This is a genomic window from Flavobacteriaceae bacterium HL-DH10 (assembly GCA_031826515.1).
Lineage (GTDB): Bacteria > Bacteroidota > Bacteroidia > Flavobacteriales > Flavobacteriaceae > Thalassobellus > Thalassobellus suaedae.
Genome location: CP134536.1, coordinates 1860110 through 1872536 on the forward strand (window position 1 = coordinate 1860110; position 12427 = coordinate 1872536).

General features: G+C 31.6%; 9 protein-coding genes. 8 read left to right on the forward strand and 1 reads right to left on the reverse strand.

Translation table 11 applies throughout. The features are described 5' to 3' along the window. Nucleotides 1–181: 181 nt before the first annotated feature. The 5 genes from RHP49_08125 (at nt 182) to RHP49_08145 (ending at nt 4847) form a co-directional block, all read left to right on the forward strand. Nucleotides 182–1213: an outer membrane beta-barrel protein gene (locus RHP49_08125; protein ID WNH14207.1), complete on the forward strand. Its 1032-nt coding sequence runs from the start codon at nt 182–184 to the stop codon at nt 1211–1213. A 105-nt stretch (nt 1214–1318) separates the two neighbouring features. Next, a complete protein-coding gene (locus RHP49_08130; protein ID WNH14208.1) occupies nt 1319–2605 on the forward strand; it encodes an ammonium transporter in 1287 nt (428 codons plus the stop codon). Between the two features lie 156 nt (nt 2606–2761). Then, nucleotides 2762–3100 (forward strand): P-II family nitrogen regulator, encoded by a 339-nt coding sequence (locus RHP49_08135; GenBank protein WNH14209.1) that lies wholly within the window; start codon nt 2762–2764, stop codon nt 3098–3100. A gap of 31 nt (nt 3101–3131) precedes the next feature. Continuing rightward, a complete protein-coding gene (gene amt, locus RHP49_08140) occupies nt 3132–4373 on the forward strand; it encodes an ammonium transporter (protein ID WNH14210.1) in 1242 nt (413 codons plus the stop codon). A gap of 135 nt (nt 4374–4508) precedes the next feature. Further along, nucleotides 4509–4847 carry a P-II family nitrogen regulator gene (locus RHP49_08145; protein WNH14211.1) on the forward strand — a complete coding sequence of 113 codons (339 nt, stop codon included), beginning with the start codon at nt 4509–4511 and terminating at the stop codon, nt 4845–4847. Nucleotides 4848–4942: 95 nt separating this feature from the next. Here the strand turns inward: RHP49_08145 and RHP49_08150 are convergent, their stop codons facing one another. Beyond that, nucleotides 4943–7531, reverse strand: coding sequence for a phosphoenolpyruvate carboxylase (locus RHP49_08150; protein WNH14212.1), 2589 nt, complete (start codon nt 7529–7531; stop codon nt 4943–4945). Nucleotides 7532–7864: 333 nt separating this feature from the next. Here RHP49_08150 and RHP49_08155 point away from each other — a divergent pair, with 333 nt between their 5' ends. The 3 genes from RHP49_08155 to nadB all read left to right on the forward strand — a co-directional run bounded on the left by RHP49_08155 (nt 7865) and on the right by nadB (nt 12409). After that, nucleotides 7865–9694, forward strand: a complete 1830-nt coding sequence (locus tag RHP49_08155) for a hypothetical protein (GenBank protein ID WNH14213.1) — start codon at nt 7865–7867, stop codon at nt 9692–9694. A gap of 225 nt (nt 9695–9919) precedes the next feature. Then, nucleotides 9920–10846 (forward strand): quinolinate synthase NadA, encoded by a 927-nt coding sequence (gene nadA, locus RHP49_08160; protein ID WNH14214.1) that lies wholly within the window; start codon nt 9920–9922, stop codon nt 10844–10846. 6 nt (nt 10847–10852) lie between these two features. Continuing rightward, on the forward strand, nt 10853–12409 hold the full coding sequence (gene nadB, locus RHP49_08165; protein ID WNH14215.1) for an L-aspartate oxidase: 1557 nt from the start codon (nt 10853–10855) through the stop codon (nt 12407–12409). Nucleotides 12410–12427: the final 18 nt, after the last annotated feature.

Genomic DNA, 12427 nt, shown 5'->3' on the forward strand with positions numbered 1-12427 from the left:
AAAAATCAAAAAATCAAAAAATAAACAGAATACCTATAAAAAAATAGGGTAAAAAATAGAAAATCAACAAAAGTAACATAAATACCCCCATTTTTTATGGGGGTTAAAACTTTTTAGTATAGTTTTACGCCATTCTTAAGGAAAAATTAACCAAAAAATTAAAACTTAAAAATTAAACATTATGAAAAAATTAATTACACTTTCAATGCTTTTTATGGCAACGGTATTATTTGCTCAGGAAGAGGAGGCTGCTCCATCATTTAGTGTTAGTGGAAGTATAGATGCTTATTACAGAGCTAATTTAAATGCGCCAAACGATTTAGATAATTGGACTGCACCGGGCTCATCATTCGCAAACTTGCCAGGTTTTGCTTTAGGTATGGCAAATGTTGTTATGTCTTATGAAGGAGAAAAAGCAGGTTTTGTTGCCGATTTAGTATTTGGACCAAGAGGTACAGATGCTATTTTTGCTTCGCCTATGTATTCTGCAACAGGAAACATTGTTAATCAATTATATGCTTACTGGAATGTTAGTGAGTCTGTAACTCTAACAATGGGTAACTTTAATACCTTTTTAGGTTATGAAGTTATTTCTCCAACAGCAAACTTTAACTACAGTACATCTTATTTATTCTCTTATGGACCATTTAGCCATACAGGTTTAAAAGCTGATATTGCTTTATCGGAAGATTTTAGCTTAATGTTAGGAGTAATGAACGATACAGATTTAACTGAATTTAACCCAACTGGAGATTATGCTTTTGGTGCACAATTAGGATTTAAAGGACAGTTCTTAAACTTCTTGTTAGATCCATCTTTTACTGAGATTGATTTTACAGGTGGATTTGATTTATCTGATGATTTCTTCTTAGGAATAAATGCAGCAAGTTTAACTGTTGAAGATGATGGAGGTTCTTTTACAGGTGTGGCATTATATCCACAGTTAGCTACTTCTGATTCCTTTACTATTGGTTTGAGAGGTGAGTATTTTATGGAAGGTGATTTCTTTGGAGCTATTGGAGCTTCTGATGTTGATGGTGATGCTTCTGTATTTGCAGTAACATTAACTGGTAGTTTTGCAATTGATAATTTAACAATCAAGCCAGAATTAAGATTAGATTCTGCTAGTGAAGATGGAACTTTTATGGATAGTGATTTAATGCCATCTAAAAGCTTAAGTTCATTTGTATTAGCAGCTATTTACTCTTTCTAAGAAAAGTAAAAAATAAAATTTAACAAAGAGAATAAAATAAAGTTTCTGTTCTCTAAGAGCAGAAACTTTATTCTTTTTTAACACTAACCCTAAAAATTATATATTATGTCAATGTTAAACATGCCCCTTATAATTCAAGATACCGCCGCAATAGAAGGCGACATGGGAATGCTTTGGATGCTTATTTCAGGTATCTTAGTATTCTTCATGCAAGCAGGATTTTTCTTAGTAGAATCTGGAATGACAGATTCTAAAAACGCAGTGAATATCGCCATGAAAAACTTCTTGGACATTGCAGTTGGTTCTTTGGCTTTCTGGTTTGTTGGATATTCATTAATGTATGGTGCCGATCAAGGTGGAGGTTTCTTTCACTGGGGTGGATTTACTTTTTCTCAAGGAGCTGCCGATTTATTCTTCCAAACTGTATTTGCTGCTACTGCTGCAACTATTGTATCTGGAGCTATTGCAGGAAGAACAAAATATACAACTTACGCTATCTTTAGTATATTATTAACAGCTATCATTTACCCTATCGCTGGTGGTTGGGAATGGAACGGTGGTTGGTTAAATAATACTGATGGTATTATGCCTGCTGAATTTATCGATTTTGCTGGGTCTTCTATAGTTCACTCTGTTGGTGGATGGGCTGCTTTAGTTGCTGCTTGGATGGTAGGACCAAGAATTGGTAAATATTTAGATGGGAAACCTGTTGAAATGCATGGACACAACCAAATGTATGCTACTTTAGGTGTATTTATTCTTTGGTTAGGATGGTTCGGTTTTAATGGTGGTTCTCAATTAGCATGGGGTGGCGATGATGCTACTGCTGCTTCTCAAGTGGTACTTGTAACTAATTTAGCAGCTGCGGCTGGTGCATTAAGTGCCTTACTATTTACTTGGATTAAAAATGGAAAACCTAATTTAGGAATGACTTTAAATGGAGCACTTGCAGGTCTTGTAAGTATTACTGCTGGTTGTGGTAATATGAGTGAAGGCGGTGCTGTTTTAGCTGGTTTAATAGGAGGTATTCTTGTCGTACTTTCAATAGGATTTATTGAAAAAACATTAAAAATTGATGATGCTGTTGGTGCTATTTCTGTACATGGTGTTGCTGGTGCTTGGGGGACTTTAGTTATAGGTCTTTGGGGTATTGATGGTGATACTGGTATCGGTCTTTTCAATGGTGGAGGTGCTGCTCAATTAGGAGCACAAGCTATAGGAGTATTAGCTTATGCTGTATGGGCAATTGTTTTATCGTTTGTTTTCTTAGGAATTATGAAAAAGACAGTTGGACTTAGAGTTTCTGAATCTGAAGAAATTGCAGGTCTTGATATCTCTGAACATGGAACGTTAGCTTACCCAGGTAAGAGACAAAGAGAAATGGAAGATTAATTTCTATTACTATAATACACTTTTTTTGAAAATTTGATAAAAAGATGCCTTATTAATAAGGCATCTTTTAATTGTTTAAAAATGGTGGGTTTTGATTATAAAAGAATCTAAATATTCTTTAATATTGAATACTAAACAATTTAAGATAATATTATTATGAAGAAAATTGAAGCAATTATTAGAAAATCAAAGTATCGCGTAGTTAAAGAGGCTTTGCATGATGTTGGGGTGAATTTTTTCTCTTACTGGGATGTTACTGGTTTGGGAAATGAAAAAGAAGGTCATGTATATAGAGGCGTGTCTTACAGTACAAGTGATATTCAACGAAGACATATATCAATTGTTGTAAATGATGATTTTGAAGAAGCAACCATTCAAGCAATTCTTAATTCTGCTGGAACAGGAGAAGTTGGAGATGGTAAAATATTTGTATCAGATATAACTGAATGTTACAGAATACGTACTGGAGAAAAAGGTGGAGACACTTTAAAATAAATAATCATCAAATAAGACAATAAATATAATTATGGAATTACTTACAACAAATAATGTATGGATGATGATCTGTACAGCACTGGTTTTCTTTATGCATTTAGGTTTTGCATTTTTAGAAATCGGCTTAACTAGACAAAAAAATACAATAAACATATTATTTAAAAACATTTTTATTATTACAATAGGTCTATTGCTATACTGCTTAATAGGTTTTAATTTAATGTATCCTGGTTTTGCTGAAGGTTCTTCAGGGATTTTTGGTTTTGCAGGTTTTGGATTAGATTCACCATTAACAGCAGAAGGAGCTTTAGATTTAACATATAATGAAGGCTATACGTATTGGACAGATTTCTTATTTCAAGGTATGTTTGCTGCAACAGCGGCAACTATAGTTTCTGGAGCTGTTGCTGAGCGTATGAAAATTGTACCATTTATGATTTTTGCTATTGTATATGTTGGGTTTGTTTACCCAATTGCAGGATCTTGGAAATGGGGTGGCGGATTTTTACAAATGTTAGATACGCCTTTTTATGATTTTGCAGGTTCAACATTAGTACATTCAGTAGGTGGATGGGCAGCTATAGTAGCGGTTTGGTTACTAGGATCTCGTATAGGTAAGTTTAAAAGTGGAAAACCACAAGCTATTCCAGGTCATAATATACCATTAGCAACTGCTGGAGTTTTAATTCTTTGGTTAGGATGGTTTGGATTTAATGGTGGTTCAGTGCTTTCTGCAGATCCAACATTAACATCATTAACTTTAGTTACAACATGTTTAGCTGCTGCGGCTGGAGGGGTTGTTTGTATGCTTGTTTCTACGGCTATGTATAAAAATTTAGATTTAACAATGTTCTTAAATGGAATACTTGGAGGTTTAGTTGGTATTACTGCAGGTGCAGACCAAATGAGTCCTACCGATGCTATTTTAATAGGGTCTATAGCTGGTGCATTAATAGTATTTGCAGTAAGCTTTGTAGATAAATTAAAATTAGATGATCCTGTTGGAGCTATTGCAGTTCACCTTATTTGTGGTATTTGGGGAACGTTGGCTGTTGGTATATTTGGAAATTTAGCAGGAATGGATCAATTTATTAGTCAATTAATAGGAGTAGGTTCTTATGCAGTATTTTGTACTATAACAGCGTTTATTATAATTTTTACGCTTAAGAAAACAATGGGAATAAGAGTCTCAGAAAAAGAAGAATTAGAAGGATTAGATGCTCATGAGCATGGTATGGATGCATATCCAGACTTTAGATTAAATGAACATTAAAATATAATAACATTTAGTTAGTATTAAAAAGGATGCCTTGCTTTATGTAAGGCATCCTTTTTTTATGTTATAAAATAAATGATAAATACATTATAAAATTATTTAAATTTGATAGAAATAATTAAAGGTGTTATCATGAAAAAAATTGAAGCTATTATAAGAAAGTCGAAATTTAGTTCGGTAAAAGAAGCATTGCATGAAGTAGGTGTGAATTTTTTTTCCTATTGGGATGTTACTGGAATAGGAAATGAAAAAGAAGGACATGTCTACAGAGGTGTCTCATATAGTACTAGTGATATTCAACGTAGGTACCTCTCTATTGTTGTTAATGATGATTTTGCGGATGCAACTGTTAAAGCAATTATTACTTCTGCTGGAACAGGTAATGTAGGTGATGGTAAAATATTTGTTTCAAATATAAAGGAAGGCTACAGAATTAGAACTGGTGAAAAAGGTAATGACACTTTGAATTAGTGCTTGTTACCAATCTAAATTAACATAAAAAGAGGCTATCTAAAAAGTAATTACTTTTTAGATAGCCTCTATAAATATTGTTTAAGAAATATTAATTAAGCAGAATTTCTACTAGCATTAATATTTCCAAATAAAGAACGTGTTACAATTTTTTCATATATTTTTAATTGTTCTTCGTCTTTTACTCCCGATTTTATTAGCTCTTGAATTTTTTTAAGTGCATATTGTTGTATCGTAAGTAATGGTAAAACAATAGACTCTCTTACTTCAATAGAGGCTTTTCCAGAAGGCTCATTTTCCATGAGTTCTTTATATCCTGTAAGTTTTAGTAAAAGTGATTTTGTAGTATTGTATTCTGCGTAAATAATATTCCAGAAATCACCAAATTCTTCATCTTCAGACATGTATTTTGTTAAATCGAAAAATGATTTGGTTAAAGACATCATACTGTTTTCTAAAAGCGTTTTAAAGAATTTAGAGTTTTTGTAAAGTTGTTCTACTTTATAAAATTCGCCTTTATCTTCATATTTTTTTAGTGCTGTACCAACACCGAAAAATCCAGGAACATTTTGTTTTAACTGACTCCAAGAACCTACAAACGGTATGGCTCTTAAATCTGAAAATATTAACTTATCTGAACTACCTCGTTTTGATGGTCTACTACCAATATTAGTTTTTGCATAATACTTTAAAGTACTCATCCTTTCTAAATAAGGAATAAACATGTCATGACTTTTAAAGTTTTTGTATGCTTCATAACTTGTTTCAGCCAAGTCATTCATAACAACTTTGTCTTCTTTAGTCATTAAATGCTTGTCTTTACCAATACGGTTAAACATACCAGAACTTATTAATTGTTCTAAGTTGTATTGCGAAGAATCTAAAGTTCCGAAATTAGAGCTAATCGTTTGTCCTTGAATAGTAAGTTGTACTTCTTTGTCTTCAATAGTAGGTCCTAAAGAAGAGTAAAACTGGTGTGTTTTTCCGCCACCTCTAGCTGGAGGACCTCCACGACCATCAAAGAATATAGCTGTAATGTCATATTTTCTAGACATTTCGGTAAGCAACTCTTTAGCTTTATAAATACCCCAGTTTGCCATTAAATAACCACCGTCTTTTGTCCCATCTGAGAAGCCAAGCATAATAGTTTGTTTGTTTCCACGACTTTTTAAATGGGCTTTGTAAGCTGGGTTTGTGTATAATTGCTCCATAACCATTGGGGCATTTTCCAAATCGGTAATGGTTTCAAATAGCGGTGCAACATCTACAGTTAAGTTCTCTTTAAATGCAACCATTTTAAGCATTGCAAATAACTGCATAACATTTAATGCCGTTTGGTTGTTACTTATAATGTATCTATTAGCACCTCGCTCGCCATTGGTTTTCTGTATGGCTTTGATGGCTTCAATAGTTTTTAAGGTATTGAAAACCATTTCATCTTCAAAAGCATCAATATCAATGGTTTCATCTGAAACCTCAGATAAAATTTTAATTTGTTCGTCTTCAGAAAGATCGTGATAATTTTTAGGGAAAGATTTAGCGCCTTTCTCAATTAATTGATCGATTACTGTTGTAAAAACAGAATGATGAATTCTGCTATCTTGACGAATATCTAAGGTTGCAAAATTAAATCCGAAAAGATGAATTCTATTAATTAAGTTATTTATTTCACTAACATATAAAGATTGATGTTTTTCTACAATAAGGTTTCTAATACTCAATAACTCTGTAAGAAGCTCTTTGGCTGTAATGGTTTCAGGAGTATTTAAATTTACACTGTAGTTATACATGATAGTTTCCAAGCGAATAATACGCTCTTCAACACCTCTAAAAGTTAGTTTTCGTCTTAAATTTTTAAGATCTGAATAGTATTTTTTTAATATAGCTTGTTTTAGCTTATTGGCAACTTTTATTGTCGTATCTGGTTTTACAAAAGGATTTCCATCACGATCGCCTCCTGGCCAAAAACCAATATTAATTATTTCGTTGTGTTTTTTACTGTCGTCGTAAATATTTTGTTGGATGTAATTGTAAATTTCTCCGAAGGACTGATAAAAAACATTTTCTAAATACCAAATTAAGCTTTTAGCTTCATCATAAGGCGTTGGTTTTTCATGCTTAAAGAAAGGTGTTTTTCCTAATTGAGCAAACAAATCATTAATTCCAGAAAGGTCATTATTTTTAATAGCTGCTGTTAAATCGGTAATGATACCAAGTACAGTTCCTGGGTAAAATTGTGTTGGGTGTGCGGTTAAAACAATACGCACTTTAAATTCTTCTAAATAACTTTTTAATTCTTCTAATTTATTTTCAGAAGAGGCTGTTTCTTTAAGATTTCTTAAGGTTCCAATCCCTTCCATATTATTTACCGTAGGAAAGGCAGCATCTTCAACAGCATCAAATAATACAACTTGACGTTCTATGTATTGTATGAATCTAAATAACAGGTTTATCTGGCTTTCTTTAGAGCGTCTTCCTTGATATTTTCTAAAAAAAGTATCTACTATAGTTGTAGGGTCGTCTCCATTTGCAAATCCTTTTTTACAAGTTTCGTGAAATAAAGGAAGAAGCACTCCTGTTTTTGTAATAGTATCAAAGGGTAAGGTCATAAATATACTATTGTATATTTGGTATTTTGACAAAACGCTTTGTTTAAATCGTGTTAATTTTGGCTCTACTGACATGATATCGTTCTATTGAAAATTAGTCATAAAAATAGTAAAGCTTTAGTAAAGGAACATGGTCTTGCTAAAGTTTTATTGATTTTTGTTGTTTGATGAATTCTAGTTAAGAATAATTAAAAAAAAAGGAACTATGATAGTATCTTTCTAATTAATTTACCACTTTATTTAATGCTTTTTAAGAAACTTCATATATGAGAGTATGATATATATCATATTTCGGGCTAAAAGAACAGCATACTTTTGCTGATTAGTAAATTAAAGATTATAGATGAAATATTCTTGACTTTTAAGGAGGTTACATCTAATAATTGAAAAACAATAAATATTAAGTATATGAAAAAAGCACATTCATTCCATATCCCAGTAATGGGTATAGGATTTACAATAGATTCGCCTTTAAAAGTGGCTCAATATGGTATTGATTCTGTTATTTCTTTGGTAGATGATATTCTTATTGAGAAATTAAGAAAAATGTATAGTGAAAAATTTGAGATTCCTTATAGCGAAATCACAGATAAAGTAGATGATTTTAGAGCAAAAAGGATTACTTCATATTTAAATTTGATACATGATACTGTAGAAAAAAAGTTTGAAGCTTTAAAAAATATAACACTTGAAAAAAGTGATGATATGAAAGCTTATATAAACATGTTGCCTTCAAATTCGTCAATAAAAGCAGAGTTTAAAAAATTAACAGAAACAGGATTTAATGTTTCTGAAATTAAAAATTGGGCAGCTAAAAATTTGACAAAAGGAAGTATAGATGTTAATATTATGACTAAGGTTGATAAAGACAACTATATTAAAGACCAACAATTGCCTTCAGAATATAATGATGCTCATGCCGCTTTAAGAGGTTTTGCCAATAGTAAATTAAATGCTTCGGTTGTATTATCGGCAGGTATGAATCCTAGACTGTATGCTTACATGAGTCAATTTGATGATTTTTACCCAACACAAACAGGTGCTTTTAACAAGAAAATTATCTTGAAGGTTAGCGATTATAGATCGGCATTAATTCAAGGTAAGTTTTTAGCAAAAAAGGGTTTATGGGTTTCAGAATACAGAATAGAATCTGGACTTAATTGTGGTGGACATGCTTTTGCTACCGATGGATATCTTTTAGGACCTGTTTTAGCAGAATTTAAAGAAAAACGAGAAGAGTTAAGAGCCTCTATAGAAAGTGTTTTAAATCAAGAATTAGAAAATCAAGGTCGTGTTATTTCAGAAACACCTTTAAAAATAGAGATTTCTGCTCAAGGTGGTGTTGGAACACATGAAGAACATGAATTTTTAATGGATACCTATGAGTTAGATTCTATTGGTTGGGGAACACCTTTTTTGTTGGTTCCAGAAGCTACAACGGTAGATAAAAAAACATTAAATCAGTTAGTTGCAGCTAAAGAAGATGATTTGTATTTAAGTGATATTTCGCCATTAGGAATTCCTTTTAATAGTCTTAGAGGAAATACTAAAGATTTAGAAAAAGAAGTGTTAATTAAAAAAGGAAGACCAGGAAGTGCTTGTCCTAAAAAGTTTGTGTCATTAAACAAAGAATTTAAAGAAAAAGGGATTTGTGTGGCTTCTAGAGAATATCAATATTTAAAAATTAAAGAATTAGAGAATGAAGGTTTACCTGAAAGAGAATTTCAGAACAAATACAATAAGATTATTGAAAAATCTTGTACCTGTGTTGGTTTAGGAACATCGGCCTTATTAGCATATAATTTAGATACAAAAACAGAAGGTGAAGGCGTTTCTATTTGTCCCGGACCCAATATGGCATATTATTCAAAAATTATGAGTTTGAAAAATATGACCGATCATATTTATGCAAGAGATAACATGGTATCTAGAACCGATAGACCAAATTTATTTATTAAAGAGCTTTATATTTATATTGATTATTTAAAAAATAAGTTAGAAGAAGTAAATACAGAATTAACTAAGAAAGAAGAGAAATATTTCTTAACATTTACTCGTAATATGAATGAAGGTGTGGCTTATTATAAATCTTTGTTTAGCGAATTAAAAAACACGTTTAATGACATAAAAGAGGAGGTTTTAAATGAGTTGGATAAGGGTGAAAAAACACTGAGACTAATAGCTTTAGAAATTGAAAATTTGTCTGTTAAAAATCAAAATGTTAAAGTGTTAGCATAGAATGAAATGTATTATTCAAAACTAGAGTTTTAGTTTTATTAATGAAATAAGCGTTTGTTTGTTAAGAATTTAAATAATTGCAAAAAACCTAATATGTCTTTAATTCTCCGTTATTTTTTGAGGTAAATACAATTCATTATAATTTTAATTAAGATATTTGTAAAAAGTAAAGCCTTAGTACAACTATTGGTTTTGCTTAATTAAAATAAATAGTTTTAATTAAGAATGGATTTAGTAAAAGAAATTAAAAGACTTAAAGAAGAAAAGAACGCTGTAATTCTTGCGCATTATTATCAGGTTGCTGAAATACAGGATATTGCAGATTATGTAGGCGATAGTTTAGGCTTGTCTCAAAAGGCAGCAGAAACCGATGCCGATATTATAGTATTTGCTGGGGTTCATTTTATGGCAGAAACAGCTAAAATTTTAAATCCGACTAAAACGGTGGTTTTACCAGATTTAAACGCTGGTTGTTCGTTGGCCGATTCTTGCCCGCCAGAATCATTTGAAAAATTTACTAAAGCACATCCAGACCATGTGGTGATTACTTATGTAAACTGTTCAGCAGAAATTAAGGCATTAAGTGATATTGTTTGTACTTCTTCAAATGCATTAAAAATAGTAGAATCTATACCAAAAGAAACACCTATTATTTTTGCTCCTGATAAAAATTTAGGTGCTTATATTATTAAAGAAACAGGTAGAGATATGCTTTTATGGGATGGTAGTTGCATTGTTCATGAAGCATTTTCTATGGATAAATTGATTGAATTACATAAAAAATATCCTGATTATAAAATTATTGCACATCCAGAATCTGAAGAGCATATTTTAAATACGGCAACATATATTGGTTCTACTTCTGGTATGATAAATTATGTAAAAGATCATCAAGACGAAAAATTTATTGTAGCTACTGAAGCTGGTATTTTGCATAAAATGCAGCAAGAGATGCCAAATACAGATCTTATTCCTGCACCGGCTAAAGAGGACAATACTTGTGCTTGTAGTGAGTGTCATTTCATGAAAATGAATACGCTTCAAAAATTATATGATTGCTTGCTTAACGAGTCGCCACAAATTGATGTTCCTGAGGAAATAAGAGAACGTGCTTTATTGCCTATAGAACGTATGCTAGAGCTTTCTAAATAAATAAACATGACAACAAATTATTTAGTAATTGGTTCTGGAATTGCTGGTTTGACATTTTCGGTTAAAATAGCCGAAAAATTTCCTAATAAAAATGTTGTAATAGTTACTAAGGCAAACGAAGACGAATCGAATACTAAATATGCACAAGGTGGTGTTGCAGTTGTTTTAGACAAAGAAAATGATTCTTTTAAAAAGCATATTAAGGATACTTTAATAGCTGGTGATGGTTTATGTAATGAAGCTGTTGTTAAAATGGTTATTAAGGAAGGGCCTGATAGACTTGAAGAGTTGATGCTTTGGGGTGCAAATTTTGATGTTGATGCTAGTGGTGATTTCGATTTAGGAAAAGAAGGAGGGCATTCAGAATATCGCGTATTACATCATAAAGACATTACGGGTTTTGAAATTGAACGCGCTTTACTAAAACGAGCACATCAGTTACCAAATATTACTATTTTACCACATCACTTTGCTATAGATTTAGTTACAAATCACCATATAAAAAACCTTGAATCAAGCGAATTATCTTGTTTTGGGGCTTATGTATTCGATCAAAAAACAGGACATATTTTTACCATAAAAGCCAACAGTACCCTTTTAGCTTCTGGTGGAATTGGTTGTGTTTATGGGCATACTACAAATCCTGTAATTGCAACTGGTGATGGCATTGCAATGGCTTACAGAGCTAAAGCACGTATTAAAGATATGGAATTTGTTCAATTTCATCCTACGGCTTTATATGAGGAAAAAGGAGAATCTTCTTTTTTAATTTCTGAAGCTGTTAGAGGTTTTGGAGCTTATCTTAGAAATAAAGATGGTTATCGCTTTATGCCAGATTATGATAAGCGTGCAGAATTAGCTTCGAGAGATATTGTATCTCAAAGTATTGATAACGAATTAAAAAAATCTGGTGATCCTCATGTGTATTTAGATTGTACACATTTAGATATGGATGCTTTTATAAAGCATTTTCCTAATATTTATAATAAGTGTTTAGAACATCATATTGATATTAAATCCGATTGGATTCCTGTAATTCCTGCCTCTCATTATTTATGTGGTGGAATAAAAGTGAACAAAAAAGGGAAGACAACTATTACCAATTTATTTGCTTGTGGAGAATGTTCAAGAACAGGTTTGCATGGCGCTAACAGGTTAGCATCTAATTCCTTATTAGAAGCCTTGGTATATGCACACAACGTATTTAAATACCTTGCTAAACATGATGAATCCATTGTTGATGTAACTATCCCCGATTGGAATGATGAAGGAACAACCATACCAGAAGAGCATATTTTAATTCAGCATAACCTTAAACAATTACAAGCCTTAATGCGTAATTATGTTGGTATTGTAAGAAGTAATAAACGTTTAAAACGTGCCATAAAGCATTTAGATCTAATATATAATGAAGTTGAAGATTTATATAAAGAATCTAAAATAACAACTTCGCTTTGTGAGTTACGAAATATGGTGAATGTAGCACATTTAATTATTAGACAGTCTTTAGATAGAACCGAAAATAAAGGAGGTTATTATAATATTGATAATGTTAAAAAATAAACGAGACTCTTTTTTTAA

Bases quoted from the DNA above. Each gene is read 5' to 3' on its own strand.
- RHP49_08125 (WNH14207.1), top strand. From the start codon at position 182: ATGAAAAAATTAATTACACTTTCAATGCTTTTTATGGCAACGGTATTA.
- RHP49_08130 (WNH14208.1), top strand. From the start codon at position 1,319: ATGTCAATGTTAAACATGCCCCTTATAATTCAAGATACCGCCGCAATA.
- RHP49_08135 (WNH14209.1), top strand. From the start codon at position 2,762: ATGAAGAAAATTGAAGCAATTATTAGAAAATCAAAGTATCGCGTAGTT.
- amt (WNH14210.1), top strand. From the start codon at position 3,132: ATGGAATTACTTACAACAAATAATGTATGGATGATGATCTGTACAGCA.
- RHP49_08145 (WNH14211.1), top strand. From the start codon at position 4,509: ATGAAAAAAATTGAAGCTATTATAAGAAAGTCGAAATTTAGTTCGGTA.
- RHP49_08150 (WNH14212.1), bottom strand. From the start codon at position 7,531: ATGTCAGTAGAGCCAAAATTAACACGATTTAAACAAAGCGTTTTGTCA.
- RHP49_08155 (WNH14213.1), top strand. From the start codon at position 7,865: ATGAAAAAAGCACATTCATTCCATATCCCAGTAATGGGTATAGGATTT.
- nadA (WNH14214.1), top strand. From the start codon at position 9,920: ATGGATTTAGTAAAAGAAATTAAAAGACTTAAAGAAGAAAAGAACGCT.
- nadB (WNH14215.1), top strand. From the start codon at position 10,853: ATGACAACAAATTATTTAGTAATTGGTTCTGGAATTGCTGGTTTGACA.